The organism is Peptacetobacter sp. AB845 (assembly GCF_047528295.1).
Classification (GTDB): Bacteria; Bacillota; Clostridia; order Peptostreptococcales; family Peptostreptococcaceae; genus Peptacetobacter.
On sequence record NZ_CP180001.1, the window covers coordinates 701,139 to 723,156 of the forward strand.

Annotated in this window: 13 protein-coding genes, 3 tRNA genes, 6 rRNA genes and 1 riboswitch; all 22 genes read left to right on the forward strand. The window is 40.6% G+C overall.

Features of this window, described 5'->3' with window-relative positions; all coding sequences use genetic code 11:
* Positions 1-19: 19 nt before the first annotated feature.
* The 22 genes from ACK2WO_RS03575 to ACK2WO_RS03680 all read left to right on the forward strand — a co-directional run bounded on the left by ACK2WO_RS03575 (position 20) and on the right by ACK2WO_RS03680 (position 21,989).
* Positions 20-790, forward strand: coding sequence for a cobalt-precorrin-4 methyltransferase (locus ACK2WO_RS03575; RefSeq protein WP_414698381.1), 771 nt, complete (start codon positions 20-22; stop codon positions 788-790).
* Positions 777-2,087: a cobalt-precorrin 5A hydrolase gene (locus ACK2WO_RS03580; RefSeq protein ID WP_414698382.1), complete on the forward strand. Its 1,311-nt coding sequence runs from the start codon at positions 777-779 to the stop codon at positions 2,085-2,087. Before ACK2WO_RS03575 ends, ACK2WO_RS03580 begins: the two co-directional genes overlap by 14 nt.
* A gap of 4 nt (positions 2,088-2,091) precedes the next feature.
* Positions 2,092-2,817 (forward strand): precorrin-3B C(17)-methyltransferase, encoded by a 726-nt coding sequence (cobJ, locus tag ACK2WO_RS03585; protein ID WP_178412994.1) that lies wholly within the window; start codon positions 2,092-2,094, stop codon positions 2,815-2,817.
* A 99-nt stretch (positions 2,818-2,916) separates the two neighbouring features.
* Positions 2,917-3,705, forward strand: coding sequence for a precorrin-6A reductase (cobK, locus tag ACK2WO_RS03590; RefSeq protein WP_414698383.1), 789 nt, complete (start codon positions 2,917-2,919; stop codon positions 3,703-3,705).
* 40 nt (positions 3,706-3,745) lie between these two features.
* Entirely contained in the window at positions 3,746-4,516 is a 771-nt protein-coding gene (locus ACK2WO_RS03595; RefSeq protein ID WP_414698384.1) for a sirohydrochlorin cobaltochelatase, read from the forward strand.
* Between the two features lie 11 nt (positions 4,517-4,527).
* The gene (locus tag ACK2WO_RS03600; RefSeq protein WP_414698385.1) at positions 4,528-5,238 is read left to right on the forward strand and encodes a cobalt-factor II C(20)-methyltransferase; all 711 of its coding nucleotides are present in this window, start codon (positions 4,528-4,530) and stop codon (positions 5,236-5,238) included.
* A gap of 13 nt (positions 5,239-5,251) precedes the next feature.
* On the forward strand, positions 5,252-6,151 hold the full coding sequence (gene hemC / locus ACK2WO_RS03605) for a hydroxymethylbilane synthase (protein ID WP_414698386.1): 900 nt from the start codon (positions 5,252-5,254) through the stop codon (positions 6,149-6,151).
* A 164-nt stretch (positions 6,152-6,315) separates the two neighbouring features.
* Positions 6,316-7,812 carry a uroporphyrinogen-III C-methyltransferase gene (gene cobA / locus ACK2WO_RS03610; protein ID WP_414698387.1) on the forward strand — a complete coding sequence of 499 codons (1,497 nt, stop codon included), beginning with the start codon at positions 6,316-6,318 and terminating at the stop codon, positions 7,810-7,812.
* 23 nt (positions 7,813-7,835) lie between these two features.
* Entirely contained in the window at positions 7,836-8,618 is a 783-nt protein-coding gene (aroD, locus tag ACK2WO_RS03615; protein ID WP_414698388.1) for a type I 3-dehydroquinate dehydratase, read from the forward strand.
* 111 nt (positions 8,619-8,729) lie between these two features.
* Positions 8,730-9,500: an arginase family protein gene (locus ACK2WO_RS03620; RefSeq protein ID WP_414698389.1), complete on the forward strand. Its 771-nt coding sequence runs from the start codon at positions 8,730-8,732 to the stop codon at positions 9,498-9,500.
* Between the two features lie 36 nt (positions 9,501-9,536).
* Complete coding sequence (locus tag ACK2WO_RS03625) at positions 9,537-10,121, forward strand: bifunctional precorrin-2 dehydrogenase/sirohydrochlorin ferrochelatase (protein WP_178413002.1); 585 nt, start codon at positions 9,537-9,539, stop codon at positions 10,119-10,121.
* Between the two features lie 218 nt (positions 10,122-10,339).
* Positions 10,340-11,842, forward strand: a 16S ribosomal RNA gene (locus ACK2WO_RS03630).
* A gap of 151 nt (positions 11,843-11,993) precedes the next feature.
* Positions 11,994-14,895: ribosomal RNA gene (locus ACK2WO_RS03635) — 23S ribosomal RNA — on the forward strand.
* Positions 14,896-14,963: 68 nt separating this feature from the next.
* A 5S ribosomal RNA gene (gene rrf / locus ACK2WO_RS03640) occupies positions 14,964-15,080 on the forward strand.
* 6 nt (positions 15,081-15,086) lie between these two features.
* Positions 15,087-15,176 (forward strand) — tRNA-Leu (locus tag ACK2WO_RS03645).
* A gap of 15 nt (positions 15,177-15,191) precedes the next feature.
* Positions 15,192-15,268 (forward strand) — tRNA-Ile (locus ACK2WO_RS03650).
* Between the two features lie 125 nt (positions 15,269-15,393).
* Positions 15,394-16,896, forward strand: a 16S ribosomal RNA gene (locus ACK2WO_RS03655).
* A 52-nt stretch (positions 16,897-16,948) separates the two neighbouring features.
* Positions 16,949-17,024: transfer RNA gene (locus tag ACK2WO_RS03660), tRNA-Ala, on the forward strand.
* 102 nt (positions 17,025-17,126) lie between these two features.
* Positions 17,127-20,028 (forward strand): 23S ribosomal RNA (locus ACK2WO_RS03665).
* A gap of 68 nt (positions 20,029-20,096) precedes the next feature.
* A 5S ribosomal RNA gene (gene rrf, locus ACK2WO_RS03670) occupies positions 20,097-20,213 on the forward strand.
* Together the 16S, 23S and 5S rRNA genes with 3 tRNA genes alongside form the textbook arrangement of a ribosomal RNA operon.
* A 58-nt stretch (positions 20,214-20,271) precedes the next feature.
* Positions 20,272-20,454: riboswitch (cobalamin riboswitch) on the forward strand.
* Positions 20,455-20,929: 475 nt separating this feature from the next.
* On the forward strand, positions 20,930-21,661 hold the full coding sequence (locus ACK2WO_RS03675) for an energy-coupling factor ABC transporter permease (RefSeq protein WP_414698390.1): 732 nt from the start codon (positions 20,930-20,932) through the stop codon (positions 21,659-21,661).
* Positions 21,624-21,989: an energy-coupling factor ABC transporter substrate-binding protein gene (locus ACK2WO_RS03680; RefSeq protein WP_414698391.1), complete on the forward strand. Its 366-nt coding sequence runs from the start codon at positions 21,624-21,626 to the stop codon at positions 21,987-21,989. Before ACK2WO_RS03675 ends, ACK2WO_RS03680 begins: the two co-directional genes overlap by 38 nt.
* Positions 21,990-22,018: the final 29 nt, after the last annotated feature.

Below are 22,018 nucleotides of genomic sequence, written 5' to 3' on the forward strand. Positions count from 1 at the left end.
ATTAATTTGGAGGTTTGCTATGAGTAAAGTTCATTTTGTCGGAGCTGGACCTGGAGATAAAGAGCTTATAACTTTAAAAGGTTACAAGCTTTTAAAAAATGCAGATATAGTTATATACGCAGGTTCTTTAGTAAATCCAGAACTATTAGACTACTGTAAAGAAGATTGTGAAATATACAATAGTGCGGTTATGGATTTAGGTGAAATAATAGATGTTATGGAAAGAGGAGTTAAAGAAAATAAAGAGGTTGTAAGACTTCAGACTGGAGATTTCTCTATATATGGATCAATAAGAGAACAGGTTGAGGAGTTAAATAAAGTAGATGTAGGATTTGACTGTACTCCTGGAGTTAGCTCATTTTTAGGTGCATCTTCTGCACTTGGCGTTGAATACACAGTGCCTGAAATTTCTCAGAGTGTGATTATAACTAGAATGGAAGGAAGAACTCCTGTCCCAGAAAAGGAATCTATACAGGAATTTGCAAAACATCAGACTTCTATGGTTATTTTCCTATCTGTTCAGGAAATAGAAAAAGTTGTTGAAAGATTAATCGAGGGTGGATATCCAGAAGACACTCCAGTTGCAGTAGTTTATAAGGCTACTTGGCCAGATGAAATGGCTTTAAGAGGGACACTTACAGACATTGCAGCAAAAGTAAGAGAAAATGGAATAAACAAAACTGCTCTTATAATGGTTGGAAGATTCTTAGGTCAGGACTACAACAACTCAAAACTATACGACAAAGATTTTGTACATGAGTACAGAGGAAACGAAGATGGAGAAAACTAAAATCAATTCAGATAAGAGTTACTTTAATTTAGAGAGCACTTGTTCAAATTTAAATTGTAGAGATACAAGTTTTCTAAATGCAAGTAAAAAAGAATTAGATAGGATTTTAGAAAAAGGAATATCTAAAAAAGATATTGTTATTGCTAGGGAAAGTATAAGAATAGCTATTATAGCTGTTACAGAAAAAGGAAAAAATACTGCAAAAAAAATAGCTTTAGAGCTAGAAAATGTAGATGTATTTTTCCAAAAGAGAGGGATAAAAGAGCTTACAGGAGAGCTTTTTAATAAATACGAATGTATAATTTTTGTATCTGCCTGTGGGATTGCGGTTAGATGTATTTCTCCATTTTTAAAGAGTAAGTTTGAGGATCCAGCTGTGTTGGTTGTGGACGATAATGGGAATAATGTGATTAGTTTGCTAAGTGGACATATAGGTGGAGCAAATGAAATAACTTTAAAAATAGCAGATATTTTAAATGCAAACCCAGTAATTACAACATCTACAGACACTAATAAAAAAGGTGCTTTAGATGTAATTGTGTCTAAAATCGGTGGATATGTGGAAAACCTTAGAGAATCTGCAAAGCTTGTAAATTCATATCTTGTGGATGACAAGCGAGTGGGGATATATTTTGATTCGGATTATGAAAGTGAAAAAGATAGTCTAAATTTATCTGGATTTGAGTTAATCGATGAAAAAACTGAGATTGATGAAATAGCAAAACTAGATGCACTCGTTTCAGTTACAGATAAGCTTAGATGCTGGGTAGATGAAGTTATTGACAAGATGTATGAATATGTTGATAAGATAGATGAAAATATTGATAAATTAGATAAACATAATGTTGATAATTTAGATAAATATAATAAGTCAGATAAACATAATTTAGAAAAAGCGAATTTAAGCTATATAAAATTAGTTCCTAGAAGAATTGCACTAGGAATGGGATGCAGAAAAAATACAAAAACTGAAAAAATGATTGAAGAGTTTTCTACTTTTTCAGCCATGAACAACATACATCCAGCTGCAATTGTAAAGACAGGGAGCTTGATTATAAAAAAAGACGAAAAATGTATGATAGATTTATCAAAAGTTCTTTGTGCAGAGTTTAATCTATTTGATGTAGACGAGATTTGCACTTGTGATTATATGTTTGATAAATCGGAATTTGTAAAGAAAAACACTGGGGTGTATTCTGTTGCACAGCCTTCAGCATATCTCCTAAGTGGAAATGTTATTTCGGATAAGTATAAAAATAATGGAACAACTTTTGCTTTTGGCAGAATGAAAGGATAAAGTTATGATTTACGTTATAGGAATTGGCCCTGGTGGAAAGGAGTACATGACTCTTGAAGCTATTGAGGCAATAAAAAATTCAGATGTAATAGTTGGATATAAGACATATATTAATTTAATAGAAGATATGATTTCTGATAAGGAAGTTGTACAAAATGGTATGAGAAAAGAAATTGACAGATGTAAAATGGCTGTCGAAATAGCTAAAGAAGGAAAAAATGTAGCTGTTGTAAGTAGTGGAGATTCTGGAATTTACGGAATGGCAGGACTTATTCTTGAGCTTGTTGTTAAAGAGGACGAGGATATTAAAGTTAAGGTTGTGCCTGGTGTTACTGCAAGTATCGCAGCAGCTTCTGTTTTAGGTGCACCTATAATGCACGACTTCTGCCATATAAGTCTTAGCGATCTTCTAACTCCTTGGGAAGTTATAGAAAAAAGATTAAGACTTGCAGCTGAGGCAGATTTTGTAGTTTGTTTATACAACCCAAGAAGCAAGGGAAGAAGTGAACATTTAGCTAGAGCCTTTGAAATAATGGGAGAATTTAAAGATGGAAGCACTCCTGTTGGAATTGTAAAAGATGCAGGAAGAGAAGGAGAAGAGAAGCATATTTGTACATTTGATACGATGAATTTTGAAATAGTCGATATGACTACAATGGTAATAGTAGGGAATAAATCGACATTTATAGATAAGGATATGATGATAACTCCTAGGGGTTATACTGTGTAGGGTTAGGCTTTAATCTAAGGATTTATAATGTATAAGGTTATACTTTTAAGATAAAGTTTATTAGAGTGAGGCTTAATTTTTTAGATAGGAAGTGATTTTTTGGTACTAGTTTTAGGTGGTACTTCGGACAGCATAAAAATATGCGAATTAATAAATAAAAAAGGATTTTGTAACAGATATATACTTTCTGTAACAACTGAATACGGAAAAGATTTAGCTGAGGGAAAGGTGCAGCAGATTCATCTTGGTAAAATGACAGAGGAAGATATGGAGAAATTCATTATGGAAAATAAGATTTCTTTCATAATAGATGCAACTCACCCTTATGCTACAGAAGTTTCAAAAAATGCTATAAAAGCTGCAGAAACTACGGATACAGGATATATAAGATATGAGAGAAAATCTTTACTTGAAGAGATAGATTATAAAGGTTGTAGATTTTCAGATAGTATTGATGAAATGTGTGAAATAGCTAAAAATGGTGGATATAAAAGAATACTTATTGGAACTGGAAGTAAGAATTTAGCTAAGTATAGAGAAAATTTACCTGGGATAGAATTATTCCCTAGAGTACTTCCAACATCAGAAGTGATTATAGAATGTGAAAAGCTTGGATTCAATGCAGATAATATAATTGCTATGAAGGGGCCATTTTCAAAAGAGATGAATGTGGAAATGATTAAGCACTACGACATAGACCTTATGCTAACTAAAGAAAGTGGAGCTGCAGGTGGATTTTTAGAAAAAATTGACGCTTGTGAGGAATGTGGGATAGATGTGCTCGTTCTTAAAAGACAGAGAATGGACTATCCAAATCAGACTAGTGAATTAAAAGATATTGAAGATATACTAGATATTTGGAAAGACGAAGCAAAATTTGATTGCTAGAAAAATATAAATATATTGTAGAGAAATGGAGATAAATAATATGAAAAAGGCGATACTTGTTGTAAGTTTTGGTACTAGCTACCACGATACTAGAGAAAAAACTATACATGCGGTTGAGGATAAGATAAAAGCAGCTTTTGAAGGATATGATTTCTTTAGAGCTTTTACATCTAATATGATAATAAATAAATTGAAAAAAAGAGATGGAATAGAAATAGACAATCCAATTCAGGCTATGGATAGACTTTATGAAATGGGATACGAAGAAGTAGTTATTCAGACATTACACATAATATGTGGACATGAATACGTAAAATTAAAAAATCAGATAGCTGAGTATAAGGATAAATTTAAGAGCATAAAATTTGGTAGACCACTTCTTTTTGGAATAGAGGACTACAAAGAAGCTGTTGAAGCTGTAAAAGAGTTAACAGATGAAATGGATTCAACAGTTGTTCTTATGGGACATGGTACTGACCACGAAAGCCACAGTGCATACCCTGCAATAGAGTACTATTTTAGAGATATGGGTGCAGATGTATATGTTGGGACAGTTGAAGGTTATCCAGAAATAGACAGTGTAGTGAAAAGATTAAAAGAAAGAGATGTTAAAAAGGTACATCTTATGCCACTTATGCTTGTTGCAGGAGACCACGCACAGAATGATATGGCAGGAGATGAAGAGGATTCTTGGAAAACTATAATAGAATCTGAAGGAATAGAAACAGAAGTTCATTTAAAAGGACTTGGGGAGATAGAAAAAATTCAGCAGAAATTTGTGCAGCACGCATTAGAAGCTGAAGAGGTTTAGAGGAGAAAAGAATGGCAAAATTTTATGGAATAGGTACAGGGCCTGGAGATAGCTCGTTACTTACGATAAAAGCAGTTGAGACTTTAAAAAAGATAGATATATTATTTACTCCAGAGCCTAAAAAGGGTGGAGAAAGCTTAGCTTTGTCGATAGTTAAAGACTATTTACCAGAGGATTTAGAGATAAGACAGAGACATTTCCCGATGAATTTTAACGGAGAAGAGAAGATAAAGGCTTGGGAAGAGATAGCTCTAGAAATAGAAGATGAGATAAACATAAACGGAAAAGATGTAGGATTTGTAACACTTGGAGATCCAATGATTTACAGTACTTATGTTTATATAATGGAAAGACTTAGTGAAGATGTGGAAGTGGTTACAATACCTGGAATATCTTCATTCTCTAATATAGCATCTTCTAATAATTTCCCTCTTGTTATGGATACAGATGCACTTGTTGTAACTCCATGTACAATAGAAGAGGAAAAATTAGATTTTATACTTCAAAACTACAACTGCATAGTTTTGATGAAGGTTTATAAGAATTTCAAAGAAGTAATATCTAAATTAGAGGAATTTGGATTGATTGATAATGCAATACTTGTCAGCAACTCATCTCAGGAGAGAGAAGTTGTCTACAAGGATTTAAGAGAAGCTGGACTTGAGGATAAGATTTCTTATTTCTCGACAATTTTAGTAAACAAAAGCTATAAAAACAAATAGAAAGGCGATAGAAATGAAGATACGAGTAGGAACTAGGGGAAGTAATTTAGCGCTTATACAGACAAATTGGGCGATTGATAGACTAAAAGAAAAATTCCCTGAGGTTGAGTTTGAAGTTAAGATAATAAAAACAAAGGGAGATAAAATCCTACATTTATCACTAGATAAGATAGGGGATAAAGGACTTTTTGTTAAAGAGATAGAAAGTCAGCTACTAGAAGGTGAGATAGATTTAGCGGTTCACAGTATGAAAGATATGCCAGCTGAGGTAGTTGAAGGTTTAAAATTTGCAGCAGTTCCAAAGAGAGAAGATCCGAGAGATGTAATAATACTTAGAGAAGGTTTAAATAGTTTTGATGAACTTCCAATAGGAGCAACAATAGGAACTGGGAGCAAGAGAAGAAAATATCAGCTTTTAAGAAAAAGACCAGATTTGAATATTGTTCCAATAAGGGGAAATATAGAAACTAGAATATCTAAAATCGAATCTGAAAATTTAGATGGGATAGTTTTAGCTGCATCTGGTATAATTAGAGCAGATTTAGAGGAAAAGATAACAGAATTTCTTCCTGTAGATTTGATGATACCAGCACCAGCACAGGGAGCACTTGCTTTAGAAATAAGGGAAAATGATGAAGAGCTTGAAAAAATGATAGATGCTATAAGAGACGAGATTTCTCAGATTCAGACTGATGCAGAGAGAAGTTATCTTGCTGGAATAGACGGAAGCTGTCATATTCCAATGGGTGCATACTGTGAGGTAGACGGAGAAAAGCTGACTCTTACTGGAATTTTTGGAGATGAGGACGGAGAAAAGATAACTGTTGCATCTCTTGAAGGGGATAGAAATAATCCAAAAGAGCTTGGAAGCAATTTGGCTAAGCTTATTTTGAAAAAGCACAGAGAAGAATAATATTATTTGTAGATTAAAATAAAAAGATTAGTGAAAATAAATAAATTAGTACAAATAAAAGCACAAATAAAATGGATAGATTAATACAAATTAAATAGATAATAGAAATAATAAAATGGATAGATTAATACAAATTAAATAGATAATAGAAATGAGGATTTTTGATGAAAGGAAAGGTATATCTTGTAGGTGCGGGGCCTGGAGATACAAAGCTTATGACTTTAAAAGGTCTTGAGTGTATCAAAAAGTCCGACGTAATAATATACGATAGACTTGCAAATGATGAATTTTTAAAAGAGGCCAAAGAAGATTGCGAGTTTATTTATGTTGGGAAGAAATCGAGCAATCATATACTCCCACAGGATATGATAAACGAGGTAATCGCAAAAAAGGCACTTGAAGGAAAGATTGTAACTAGATTAAAGGGTGGAGACCCGTATGTTTTTGGTAGAGGTGGAGAAGAAGCTGAGGTACTTTACGATGAAGGTATAGACTTTGAAATTGTACCAGGGATAACTTCTGCAATAGGTGGACTTTGTTACGCAGGAATACCTATAACTCATAGAGATTATGCGTCTTCATTCCATGTAATTACAGGACATCTGAGAGAAGACGAGGACAAGGAGATAAACTGGAATGCTCTTGCTAACTGCAAGGGAACACTAGTATTTTTAATGGGTATAGGAAACCTTAAACATATAAGTGATAGACTTATAGAAGAAGGTAGAGATCCTAAAACACCAGTTGCTTTTGTAAGCTGGGCTACTAGATACAATCAGAAAACAGTTGTTACAGATTTAGAGAATGCGTATGAAGTGGCACAGGAGAAAAAGGTAAAAGCTCCATCATTAATCGTAGTTGGAGATGTTGTAAAGGTGAGAGATAAGCTGAATTTCTTTGAAAATAGAGCTTTATTTGGAAAGAAAGTGGTTGTGACTAGAGCTAGAAAACAGAGTAGTGACCTTTCTGAAAAAATAAACTCTCTTGGAGGAAAGGCAGTGGAGCTTCCAGTTATCAAAATTGAGAAAAATGACGATACAGAGCTTAGAAAAGAGATAGAGAATTTAAGGAATTATACACATATTGTATTTACAAGCAGAAATGGTGTTGAACTATTCTTTGAAACTTTAGACGATATGGGACTTGATTCTAGGGTATTCTTTGGAGTGAAAGTCTGTTCAATAGGAGCAGGTACTTCTGAGGAATTTATGAAGAGAGGTATAAAAGCTGATATAGTTCCTAAGAGATTTGTGGCAGAATCTCTATTTGAAGAGATGAAAAAAACTGTGAAAAGCAGCGATAGGATTTTAATTCCTAGGTCTGAAAATGCTAGAGAATTTTTAGCAGATAAGTTGAAGGAAATATGTGAGGTAACAGAGGTATTTAGTTATAAGACTGTGATAGATGAGAAGAGTAGAGAGGTTGCAGAGGATGTACTAAAATCTGATGTAGATTATGTTACGTTTACAAGTAGCTCTACTGTGAAAAATCTTGTTGAGATTGCAGGTGGAAATTATAAGGAATTGCTTGAAGGCAAGAAACTTGTGTCTATTGGGCCTGTGACTAGTAGGACGATAGAGGAGTTTGGGCTTGAGGTATATAAAGAGGCTGAAGTGAGTACGATTGCTGGAGTGGTTGATGTACTTATAGGAGATAAATAAATCCTGTAGGAGATAGATAAATTATGAATACTTGTAAAATAAGAGGTTTAGTACTAGGAGAAGGAATACCTAAAATTTGTGTACCAATAGTAGGAAAAAGCAAAGAAGAGATTGTAGATTTGGCTAAAAAAGTAAAAGAGATTGGTACAGACAAAGAGATTGGTGCAGACATAGTAGAATTTAGAGCGGATTGGTTTGAGGATATATTAGACTTTGAAAAAACGGAAGAAGTTTTAAAAGAACTTAGAGGAATTCTAGGGGAAACTCCTATATTATTCACTTTCAGAACTTTAAAAGAAGGTGGAGAAAAGGCAATGGAATTAGAAAAATACGTAGAACTAAATATAAATGTTATAAATACAGGATTAGTTGATGCTATTGATGTTGAAATATTTACAGGTGATGAATTTGTTAAGGCTGTTGTAGATTCAGCACATGAAAAGGGAGTAAAAGTAATTGGATCAAATCACGATTTTTATAAGACTCCAGAAAAAGATGAGATAGTATGCAGACTAAGGAAGATGCAAGAATTAAACGTTGATGTTGCTAAGATAGCGGTTATGCCACAAAGTAAAAAAGATGTTATAACCCTTCTTGCAGCTACTGAAGAGATGTACACTAATTATGCGAATAGGCCAATTATAACAATGTCTATGTCAAAATTAGGTGTTGTAAGTAGGTTAGTTGGAGAGGCTTTTGGTTCAGTGCTTACTTTTGGAGCAGTTGGAAAGACATCAGCACCAGGTCAGATAAATGTTAAGGATTTGAAATCTGCTTTGAGTATAGTTCACAATAGCTTACATTAGACAAAGTTGTTTAGTTGATATATAATAGATGAATATGGGGAAAAGGGGGCTAATATTTATGCCTCCTTTTTTTGCTAGTGGGGACTAGCTTTTGAAAGGGATGAATAGAAAATGCAGTATAAGGATAGAAATTTAGTTGTTAATTTTAGCAATACATATTCTAGGAGTGTTGTAGATAGTTTGGATAATACAGATTGGATAGATTGTTCAGATATATCTGGTACCAATATGTATTGCACAGATGAAGCAGCAGAGGAAATCAATAAAAGATTGAGAGAATACGGTCCAAATGGTGTGCATTTTATAGATTCAGGAAATTATCATTATATGACAGAGTTTTTTGTAGATAAGTTGGATTGTAAATTTTCTCTTGTTTTGTTTGATTACCATAATGATATGCAAGTTCCGATGATTCACAGTTTTACTAGTTGTGGAGATTGGGCAAGAGAGGTATTAGAGAATAACGAGAATTTAGAGCAGTTAATTTTGATAGGGCCGAGTCAGAAGAATATAAATGATATTGAAGGTTTGCCAAGAGATAAGTTTGATAAATTGGTGTGTATAAGCCTTCAAGATTTAGAAAAGCATGTGGCAGAGGAAAAGTTGGAGCTTATAAAGAATGATATACCTCTGTATGTTTCTATAGATAAGGATGTTTTGAGCAGACATTATGCAAAGACAAATTGGAGTCAAGGTGGGATGTCTGTAGAGCTTTTAAAAAGGATATTGAATAGATTTTTAGTAGAGCATGAGATTATAGGGGCTGATATTTGTGGAGAACAGAGTCCTTATGAACCTATGCCAGAGTTTTTTGAAGATAGAGAGATTAATAAAAAGACGAATAAATCGTTGTATAAGTTTTTGACTAAGGTAATAAAATAAGAGAAATTGAGGAAAATAGGGAAAAGAGGTGTAGTTTTGTTTTATCCAGTAAATATTAATTTAGACAATATGGAGATAATAATAGTTGGTGGGGGAAAGGTAGCACTGAGAAAATGTATGAATTTTTTAGATTTTGGAAAGAGTGTTACTGTTTTAGCTCCAGAGTTTGATAGTAGATTTTTAGAGATAGGAAATAAGGTTGATTTAATTAATGATATTTTTAAAGAAGAATATATAGAAAAATTTGATATAGTTGTGGCTGCTACTGATAACAAAGAGGTTAATGAGGAGATTGCTTGTATTTGCAGGAAAAAGTCTAAGTTAATAAATGTTGTTGATAGTAGGGATCTTTCTGATTTTACAGTTTCATCTTATGTAAAAAGAGGGGATTTATTAATAGGAATATCTACAGGTGGCAAAATTCCGGCATTATCTGCAAAAATTAGGGAAGAATTAGAAGAGATATATGATGAATCTTTTGCAGAATATGTAGATATATTAGGAGAGATAAGAGAAAAAATTATTAAAAAATATGAAAATAAAGAAGAAAGAAAAGAAGCACTGAAGTCATTGGTAAAACTGAATATGAACGAGTTAGAAGAACTTGAAAAAAGCATATAAAAATAAAATAATAAAAAAAGTTTAAAAAAAGTGTTGACGATGGAAATGAATGGTGGTATTATAATACTTGTCCTTGAGAGAGGGCAGTGAAACAAAACAGAAATGAACTTTGAAAACTGAACAGCAGATATATTTAGTTCGAATAAACAATTCGAACGCCATACAAACCATGCCAGATATTTTGAGATAACATCTGAGCGGATTTAACAAACTAATTTTATTTTGAGAGTTTGATCCTGGCTCAGGATGAACGCTGGCGGCGTGCCTAACACATGCAAGTCGAGCGATTCTCTTCGGAGAAGAGCGGCGGACGGGTGAGTAACGCGTGGGTAACCTGCCCTGTACACACGGATAACATACCGAAAGGTATGCTAATACGGGATAACATATAAGAGTCGCATGACTTTTATATCAAAGATTTTTCGGTACAGGATGGACCCGCGTCTGATTAGCTTGTTGGCGGGGTAACGGCCCACCAAGGCGACGATCAGTAGCCGACCTGAGAGGGTGATCGGCCACATTGGAACTGAGACACGGTCCAAACTCCTACGGGAGGCAGCAGTGGGGAATATTGCACAATGGGCGCAAGCCTGATGCAGCAACGCCGCGTGAGCGATGAAGGCCTTCGGGTCGTAAAGCTCTGTCCTCAAGGAAGATAATGACGGTACTTGAGGAGGAAGCCCCGGCTAACTACGTGCCAGCAGCCGCGGTAATACGTAGGGGGCTAGCGTTATCCGGATTTACTGGGCGTAAAGGGTGCGTAGGCGGTCTTTCAAGTCAGGAGTTAAAGGCTACGGCTCAACCGTAGTAAGCTCCTGATACTGTCTGACTTGAGTGCAGGAGAGGAAAGCGGAATTCCCAGTGTAGCGGTGAAATGCGTAGATATTGGGAGGAACACCAGTAGCGAAGGCGGCTTTCTGGACTGTAACTGACGCTGAGGCACGAAAGCGTGGGGAGCAAACAGGATTAGATACCCTGGTAGTCCACGCTGTAAACGATGAGTACTAGGTGTCGGAGGTTACCCCCTTCGGTGCCGCAGCTAACGCATTAAGTACTCCGCCTGGGGAGTACGCACGCAAGTGTGAAACTCAAAGGAATTGACGGGGACCCGCACAAGTAGCGGAGCATGTGGTTTAATTCGAAGCAACGCGAAGAACCTTACCTAGGCTTGACATCCTTCTGACCGAGGACTAATCTCCTCTTTCCCTCCGGGGACAGAAGTGACAGGTGGTGCATGGTTGTCGTCAGCTCGTGTCGTGAGATGTTGGGTTAAGTCCCGCAACGAGCGCAACCCTTGTCTTTAGTTGCCATCATTTAGTTGGGCACTCTAGAGAGACTGCCAGGGATAACCTGGAGGAAGGTGGGGATGACGTCAAATCATCATGCCCCTTATGCCTAGGGCTACACACGTGCTACAATGGGTGGTACAGAGGGCAGCCAAGCCGTGAGGTGGAGCAAATCCCTTAAAGCCATTCTCAGTTCGGATTGTAGGCTGAAACTCGCCTACATGAAGCTGGAGTTACTAGTAATCGCAGATCAGAATGCTGCGGTGAATGCGTTCCCGGGTCTTGTACACACCGCCCGTCACACCATGGGAGTTGGAGACACCCGAAGCCGACTATCTAACCTTTTGGGAGAAGTCGTCGAAGGTGGAATCAATAACTGGGGTGAAGTCGTAACAAGGTAGCCGTATCGGAAGGTGCGGCTGGATCACCTCCTTTCTAGGGAGAATTATCTGCTGTTCGGTTTTGAAGGTTTATTCCTTCAAAACTGTACTTTGAAAACTACATATATATTATGATATGACATCATTTATTTCCTTAATGTGATAAATAAGGACGACAACCTTATTAAAAAATGTCAAATGTAACTGGTCAAGTTATTAAGGGTGCAGGGCGGATGCCTTGGCACCGGGAGCCGATGAAGGACGTGATAAGCTGCGATAAGCTATGGGGAGTTGCACGTAAACTTTGATCCATAGATTTCCGAATGAGGAAACTCACCATGAGTAATGTCATGGTATCTTCGAGTGAATACATAGCTCGTTGAGGGGAACTCGGGGAACTGAAACATCTAAGTACCCGAAGGAAGAGAAAGAAATTCGATTCCGCTAGTAGCGGCGAGCGAACGCGGAACAGCCCAAACCTAAGAAGTTCGCTTCTTAGGGGTTGCGGACATATCATCAGGAAGAGGTTATTACAGACGAAGAGTTTTGGAAAGCTCCGCCACAGAAGGTAACAGCCCTGTAGTCGAAGTGAGAAGACTTCCGATATGATCCAGAGTACCACGGGACACGTGAAACCCCGTGGGAAGCAGGAGGGACCACCCTCCAAGGCTAAATACTACCCGGTGACCGATAGCGCATAGTACCGTGAGGGAAAGGTGAAAAGAACCCCGGGAGGGGAGTGAAATAGAACCTGAAACCCTGTACTTACAAACTGTGGAAGCACATTTCTTGTGTGACCGCGTACTTTTTGTAGAACGGGCCAACGAGTTACGTTATGCAGCAAGGTTAAGTACTTCATGTATGCAGCCGCAGCGAAAGCGAGTTTTAACTGAGCGTTTAGTTGCATGACGTAGACCCGAAACCGGGTGACCTATCCATGAGCAGGTTGAAGCGAAAGTAAAATTTCGTGGAGGACCGAACCCACGAGCGTTGAAAAGCTCGGGGATGACTTGTGGATAGCGGTGAAATTCCAATCGAACCCGGAGATAGCTGGTTCTCCCCGAAATAGCTTTAGGGCTAGCCTCAGATTCAGAGATACGGAGGTAGAGCACTGAATGTCCTAGGGGGTATTGCACCTACCGAAGACTATCAAACTCCGAATGCCGTCATCTTTTATCTGGGAGTCAGACCGTGGGTGATAAGATTCACGGTCGAGAGGGCAACAGCCCAGACCGTCGGCTAAGGTCCCAAAATGTAGGTTAAGTGGTAAAGGATGTGGGATTGCACAGACAACCAGGATGTTGGCTTAGAAGCAGCCACTCATTTAAAGAGTGCGTAATAGCTCACTGGTCGAGTGATCCTGCGCCGAAGATTTCCGGGGCTAAAACCTACTACCGAAGCCACGGCATCATTTATGATGGGTAGGGGAGCTTTCTTTACTGGGCAGAAGCATGACCGTAAGGACATGTGGACTGTAAAGAAGTGAGAATGTTGGCATGAGTAGCGAGATGTGGGTGAGAATCCCACAGGCCGTAAACCCAAGGTTTCCAGGGGAAGGTTCGTCCTCCCTGGGTTAGTCGGGACCTAAGCCGAGGCCGAAAGGCGTAGGTGATGGACAACAGGTTGAAATTCCTGTACCGCCAATAAGCGTTTGAGAAATGGGATGACACAGTAGGACAGGATGAGCGTGCTGTTGGTTATGCACGTCCAAGCACTGAGGCAGTATCCGGAGGCAAATCCACGGATACAATGCTGGGGTGTGACGGGGAGCGAAATTTAGTAGCGAAGCATCTGCATTCACACTGTCGAGAAAAGTCTCTATCGAGTTTAAAGGCGCCCGTACCGCAAACCGACACAGGTGGGTGAGGAGAGTATCCTAAGGCCAGCGAGAGAACTGTTGTTAAGGAACTCGGCAAAATGACCCCGTAACTTAGGGATAAGGGGTGCCATCGAAAGATGGCCGCAGAGAATAGGCCCAAGCGACTGTTTACCAAAAACATAGGTTTCTGCTAAGTCGCAAGACGATGTATAGGAGCTGACGCCTGCCCGGTGCTGGAAGGTTAAGGGGATCTGTTAGAGCAATCGAAGCAGTGAACTTAAGCCCCAGTAAACGGCGGCCGTAACTATAACGGTCCTAAGGTAGCGAAATTCCTTGTCGGGTAAGTTCCGACCCGCACGAAAGGCGTAACGATTTGGGCACTGTCTCAACAACAGACTCGGTGAAATTGTAATTCCGGTGAAGATGCCGGATACCTGCGACAGGACGGAAAGACCCCATGGAGCTTTACTGTAGCTTGGCATTGGGTCTTGGTACTACATGTACAGCATAGGTGGGAGGCTTTGATTCCAGGACGCCAGTTTTGGATGAGCCACCGTTGGGATACCACCCCTGTAGTACTGGGACTCTAACCAGAGGCCTTGAATCAGGTCTTGGGACACTGTCAGGCGGGCAGTTTGACTGGGGCGGTCGCCTCCCAAAAGGTAACGGAGGCGCTCAAAGGTTCTCTCAGCACGGTCGGAAATCGTGCACAGAGTGTAAAGGCATAAGAGAGCTTGATTGCAAGACATACAGGTCGAGCAAGGACGAAAGTCGGACTTAGTGATCCGGTGGTTCTGAGTGGAAGGGCCATCGCTCAACGGATAAAAGCTACCCTGGGGATAACAGGCTTATCTCCCCCAAGAGTCCACATCGACGGGGAGGTTTGGCACCTCGATGTCGGCTCATCACATCCTGGGGCTGTAGTAGGTCCCAAGGGTTGGGCTGTTCGCCCATTAAAGTGGTACGCGAGCTGGGTTCAGAACGTCGTGAGACAGTTCGGTCCCTATCCGTCGCAGGCGTAGGAAATTTGAGAGGATCTGCCCTTAGTACGAGAGGACCGGGGTGGACGTACCGCTGGTGTACCAGTTGTCTCGCCAGAGGCATGGCTGGGTAGCTATGTACGGAACGGATAAGCGCTGAAAGCATCTAAGCGCGAAGCCAACCTCAAGATAAGATTTCCCATTCCTCGGAAGTAAGACCCCATGAAGACTACGTGGTTGATAGGTCGGAGGTGGAAGTGCAGTAATGTATGTAGCTTACCGATACTAATAGGTCGAGGACTTGACCAAGTAAATATTTGGTGATTTGATTAATATGTATGTAGTTTTCAGAGTACAATCTCTGAAAATAAAGATTATGTGGTTATTATAGAAGAGAGGATACACCTGTTCCCATTCCGAACACAGAAGTTAAGCTCTCTATCGCTGATGGTACTTGGGGCGAAGGCCCCTGGGAGAGTAGGACGTAGCCACGTATATGTGCCGAAGTGGCGGAACTGGCAGACGCACAGGACTTAAAATCCTGCGGGACTTATCCTCCCGTACCGGTTCGATTCCGGTCTTCGGCACCATATTTAATATATAGTGGACCATTAGCTCAGTTGGTTAGAGCGCCCGGCTCATAACCGGTAGGTCTGGGGTTCGAGTCCCTGATGGTCCACCACTTTAAATGAACTTTGAAAACTGAACAGCAGATATATTTAGTTCGAATAAATAATTCGAACGCCATACAAACCATGCCAGATATTTTGAGATAACATCTGAGCGGATTCAACATTGTAGAAATTTTATTTTGAGAGTTTGATCCTGGCTCAGGATGAACGCTGGCGGCGTGCCTAACACATGCAAGTCGAGCGATTCTCTTCGGAGAAGAGCGGCGGACGGGTGAGTAACGCGTGGGTAACCTGCCCTGTACACACGGATAACATACCGAAAGGTATGCTAATACGGGATAACATATAAGAGTCGCATGACTTTTATATCAAAGATTTTTCGGTACAGGATGGACCCGCGTCTGATTAGCTTGTTGGCGGGGTAACGGCCCACCAAGGCGACGATCAGTAGCCGACCTGAGAGGGTGATCGGCCACATTGGAACTGAGACACGGTCCAAACTCCTACGGGAGGCAGCAGTGGGGAATATTGCACAATGGGCGCAAGCCTGATGCAGCAACGCCGCGTGAGCGATGAAGGCCTTCGGGTCGTAAAGCTCTGTCCTCAAGGAAGATAATGACGGTACTTGAGGAGGAAGCCCCGGCTAACTACGTGCCAGCAGCCGCGGTAATACGTAGGGGGCTAGCGTTATCCGGATTTACTGGGCGTAAAGGGTGCGTAGGCGGTCTTTCAAGTCAGGAGTTAAAGGCTACGGCTCAACCGTAGTAAGCTCCTGATACTGTCTGACTTGAGTGCAGGAGAGGAAAGCGGAATTCCCAGTGTAGCGGTGAAATGCGTAGATATTGGGAGGAACACCAGTAGCGAAGGCGGCTTTCTGGACTGTAACTGACGCTGAGGCACGAAAGCGTGGGGAGCAAACAGGATTAGATACCCTGGTAGTCCACGCTGTAAACGATGAGTACTAGGTGTCGGAGGTTACCCCCTTCGGTGCCGCAGCTAACGCATTAAGTACTCCGCCTGGGGAGTACGCACGCAAGTGTGAAACTCAAAGGAATTGACGGGGACCCGCACAAGTAGCGGAGCATGTGGTTTAATTCGAAGCAACGCGAAGAACCTTACCTAGGCTTGACATCCTTCTGACCGAGGACTAATCTCCTCTTTCCCTCCGGGGACAGAAGTGACAGGTGGTGCATGGTTGTCGTCAGCTCGTGTCGTGAGATGTTGGGTTAAGTCCCGCAACGAGCGCAACCCTTGTCTTTAGTTGCCATCATTTGGTTGGGCACTCTAGAGAGACTGCCAGGGATAACCTGGAGGAAGGTGGGGATGACGTCAAATCATCATGCCCCTTATGCCTAGGGCTACACACGTGCTACAATGGGTGGTACAGAGGGCAGCCAAGCCGTGAGGTGGAGCAAATCCCTTAAAGCCATTCTCAGTTCGGATTGTAGGCTGAAACTCGCCTACATGAAGCTGGAGTTACTAGTAATCGCAGATCAGAATGCTGCGGTGAATGCGTTCCCGGGTCTTGTACACACCGCCCGTCACACCATGGGAGTTGGAGACACCCGAAGCCGACTATCTAACCTTTTGGAAGAAGTCGTCGAAGGTGGAATCAATAACTGGGGTGAAGTCGTAACAAGGTAGCCGTATCGGAAGGTGCGGCTGGATCACCTCCTTTCTAGGGAGAATTATCTGCTGTTCAGTTTTGAAAGTTTATACAAACTTAATATGGGGGTGTAGCTCAGTTGGGAGAGCACTTGCCTTGCAAGCAAGGGGTCAGGAGTTCGAATCTCCTCATCTCCACCATTTGTACTTTGAAAACTACATATATATTATGATATGACATCATTTATTTCCTTAATGTGATAAATAAGGACGACAACCTTATAAAAAATATCAAATGTAACTGGTCAAGTTATTAAGGGTGCAGGGCGGATGCCTTGGCACCGGGAGCCGATGAAGGACGTGATAAGCTGCGATAAGCTATGGGGAGTTGCACGTAAACTTTGATCCATAGATTTCCGAATGAGGAAACTCACCATGAGTAATGTCATGGTATCTTCGAGTGAATACATAGCTCGTTGAGGGGAACTCGGGGAACTGAAACATCTAAGTACCCGAAGGAAGAGAAAGAAATTCGATTCCGCTAGTAGCGGCGAGCGAACGCGGAACAGCCCAAACCTAAGAAGTTCGCTTCTTAGGGGTTGCGGACATATCATCAGGAAGAGGTTATTACAGACGAAGAGTTTTGGAAAGCTCCGCCACAGAAGGTAACAGCCCTGTAGTCGAAGTGAGAAGACTTCCGATATGATCCAGAGTACCACGGGACACGTGAAACCCCGTGGGAAGCAGGAGGGACCACCCTCCAAGGCTAAATACTACCCGGTGACCGATAGCGCATAGTACCGTGAGGGAAAGGTGAAAAGAACCCCGGGAGGGGAGTGAAATAGAACCTGAAACCCTGTACTTACAAACTGTGGAAGCACATTTCTTGTGTGACCGCGTACTTTTTGTAGAACGGGCCAACGAGTTACGTTATGCAGCAAGGTTAAGTACTTCATGTATGCAGCCGCAGCGAAAGCGAGTTTTAACTGAGCGTTTAGTTGCATGACGTAGACCCGAAACCGGGTGACCTATCCATGAGCAGGTTGAAGCGAAAGTAAAATTTCGTGGAGGACCGAACCCACGAGCGTTGAAAAGCTCGGGGATGACTTGTGGATAGCGGTGAAATTCCAATCGAACCCGGAGATAGCTGGTTCTCCCCGAAATAGCTTTAGGGCTAGCCTCAGATTCAGAGATACGGAGGTAGAGCACTGAATGTCCTAGGGGGTATTGCACCTACCGAAGACTATCAAACTCCGAATGCCGTCATCTTTTATCTGGGAGTCAGACCGTGGGTGATAAGATTCACGGTCGAGAGGGCAACAGCCCAGACCGTCGGCTAAGGTCCCAAAATGTAGGTTAAGTGGTAAAGGATGTGGGATTGCACAGACAACCAGGATGTTGGCTTAGAAGCAGCCACTCATTTAAAGAGTGCGTAATAGCTCACTGGTCGAGTGATCCTGCGCCGAAGATTTCCGGGGCTAAAACCTACTACCGAAGCCACGGCATCATTTATGATGGGTAGGGGAGCTTTCTTTACTGGGCAGAAGCATGACCGTAAGGACATGTGGACTGTAAAGAAGTGAGAATGTTGGCATGAGTAGCGAGATGTGGGTGAGAATCCCACAGGCCGTAAACCCAAGGTTTCCAGGGGAAGGTTCGTCCTCCCTGGGTTAGTCGGGACCTAAGCCGAGGCCGAAAGGCGTAGGTGATGGACAACAGGTTGAAATTCCTGTACCGCCAATAAGCGTTTGAGAAATGGGATGACACAGTAGGACAGGATGAGCGTGCTGTTGGTTATGCACGTCCAAGCACTGAGGCAGTATCCGGAGGCAAATCCACGGATACAATGCTGGGGTGTGACGGGGAGCGAAATTTAGTAGCGAAGCATCTGCATTCACACTGTCGAGAAAAGTCTCTATCGAGTTTAAAGGCGCCCGTACCGCAAACCGACACAGGTGGGTGAGGAGAGTATCCTAAGGCCAGCGAGAGAACTGTTGTTAAGGAACTCGGCAAAATGACCCCGTAACTTAGGGATAAGGGGTGCCATCGAAAGATGGCCGCAGAGAATAGGCCCAAGCGACTGTTTACCAAAAACATAGGTTTCTGCTAAGTCGCAAGACGATGTATAGGAGCTGACGCCTGCCCGGTGCTGGAAGGTTAAGGGGATCTGTTAGAGCAATCGAAGCAGTGAACTTAAGCCCCAGTAAACGGCGGCCGTAACTATAACGGTCCTAAGGTAGCGAAATTCCTTGTCGGGTAAGTTCCGACCCGCACGAAAGGCGTAACGATTTGGGCACTGTCTCAACAACAGACTCGGTGAAATTGTAATTCCGGTGAAGATGCCGGATACCTGCGACAGGACGGAAAGACCCCATGGAGCTTTACTGTAGCTTGGCATTGGGTCTTGGTACTACATGTACAGCATAGGTGGGAGGCTTTGATTCCAGGACGCCAGTTTTGGATGAGCCACCGTTGGGATACCACCCCTGTAGTACTGGGACTCTAACCAGAGGCCTTGAATCAGGTCTTGGGACACTGTCAGGCGGGCAGTTTGACTGGGGCGGTCGCCTCCCAAAAGGTAACGGAGGCGCTCAAAGGTTCTCTCAGCACGGTCGGAAATCGTGCACAGAGTGTAAAGGCATAAGAGAGCTTGATTGCAAGACATACAGGTCGAGCAAGGACGAAAGTCGGACTTAGTGATCCGGTGGTTCTGAGTGGAAGGGCCATCGCTCAACGGATAAAAGCTACCCTGGGGATAACAGGCTTATCTCCCCCAAGAGTCCACATCGACGGGGAGGTTTGGCACCTCGATGTCGGCTCATCACATCCTGGGGCTGTAGTAGGTCCCAAGGGTTGGGCTGTTCGCCCATTAAAGTGGTACGCGAGCTGGGTTCAGAACGTCGTGAGACAGTTCGGTCCCTATCCGTCGCAGGCGTAGGAAATTTGAGAGGATCTGCCCTTAGTACGAGAGGACCGGGGTGGACGTACCGCTGGTGTACCAGTTGTCTCGCCAGAGGCATGGCTGGGTAGCTATGTACGGAACGGATAAGCGCTGAAAGCATCTAAGCGCGAAGCCAGCCTCAAGATAAGATTTCCCATTCCTCGGAAGTAAGACCCCATGAAGACTACGTGGTTGATAGGTCGGAGGTGGAAGTGCAGTAATGTATGTAGCTTACCGATACTAATAGGTCGAGGACTTGACCAAGTAAATATTTGGTGATTTGATTAATATGTATGTAGTTTTCAGAGTACAATCTCTGAAAATAAAGATTATGTGGTTATTATAGAAGAGAGGATACACCTGTTCCCATTCCGAACACAGAAGTTAAGCTCTCTATCGCTGATGGTACTTGGGGCGAAGGCTCCTGGGAGAGTAGGACGTAGCCACGTAATCTTTTTTTATGTAATAATATAAAAACTATAGTATAATAAAGTTAATAAGACAAATTGAATATAAATAGTTTTCGGTTTCCGCAAGGAATTAATAAGGAATCAGGTGAAAGACCTGAGCAGCCCCCGTTACTGTGAAGTTGACGAAAGTTAGAGTTGCCACTGTAATTTATAATTATGGGAAGGTTAACTAGTAGGATGAAGCAAAGCCAGGAGACTTGCCGAAAATATAGAGTAAATTTCTTCGGGGATGGAGAAAGTTTCTTGAAATAATATATAAATCAAAATATATCTTCTAAAGAATCAAAAAATTATCTAGTGAAAATAATTTAATGTAATAAAAATACTAATAAAAATAATTTAGTTTATTTAATTTGATTTAATTTAATATAGTGAAATTATATAGTGTAAAGTAATGATATTTATTTTAATATAGTAAGATAACTATATATAAGCTATTTAAAAGAAGAATAAGAGATAACTTGATTTAAATACAATAATAGAAATTTTGAAGTCCTACAGTTTTGTAGGACTTTTATTTTTATTAAAATAAATTTTATTAAAATTAAAGTATATTAATTAAAGTATATTTTAGTTTTTTAAAAAATAATTTTTAAAGAACTTGATATCAAAATAAATTGATATCATGAAACTCATGAAACACATCTCTTTTTTATATTTAAAGGTCTTAAAATATAAAATAAAAGGAGAAAAATATGAAACAGAAGATGAAATCAGTTCTTGCAGCTGCACTTATGTTAGTGGTTTTAAATCCAGTACAGTCTAGTGCAATGCACATCATGGAAGGATTCCTTCCAAAACAGTGGTCTTTAATATGGACTATAGTATTTATACCTTTCTTCTTAGTGGGTATAAGATCAATTAACAAAATAGTAAAAGAAGAGCCAAAGAAAAAAGTACTTTTAGCTTTATGTGGAGCTTTCGTATTTGTACTATCAGCTCTTAAAATTCCATCAGTTAATGGAAGTTGCTCACATCCAACAGGTGTAGGTCTAAGTGCAATATTATTTGGACCAGGGGTAACCGTTGTACTTGGTACAATAGTTTTATTATTCCAGGCGATATTACTTGCTCATGGTGGTTTAACAACATTAGGTGCAAATGCGTTCTCAATGGCAATAGTTGGACCTATAGTATCATACCTTATATTTAAAGGAATGGAAAAAGTATGCAAAAATAGAAAAGTAAATGTATTTTTAGCTGCGGCACTTGGAGACTTAGCTACATACACAGTAACATCATTCCAGCTTGCATTTGCATTCCCAGCTGCTACAGGTGGAGTAATGGCATCTGCTATAAAATTCTTAGGAATATTCTTTGTAACACAGGTTCCAATAGCAATAGCGGAAGGTATATTAACAGTAATCGTATACAACCTAATAGTTGAAAATGTGGAAGGAGTTGATTTTAATGTCAAAAACAACTAAAACTAACATATTATTAATAATATTAGCAATCGCTTTAATAGTACTTCCACTAGTAGTAAATCCAGGGGCTGAATACGGTGGAGCTGATGGACATGCAGAAGAAGCAATAACAGAAATAAACCCAGAATATGAACCATGGTTTGCTAGTTTCTATGAGCCACCAAGTGGGGAAATAGAAAGTTTATTATTCTCAACTCAGGCTGCATTTGGAGCAGGAATAATAGGTTATATCTTAGGAAATTTAAAAGGCAAAAAATCTGGAAGAGAAGAAATAAGAAAAGAGCTTGAAGCTAAAACAAGTGAAAAAAGCGATGATAAAGAGCAATAAGATGGTAAAGTAAGATAAAGAGTAATAAG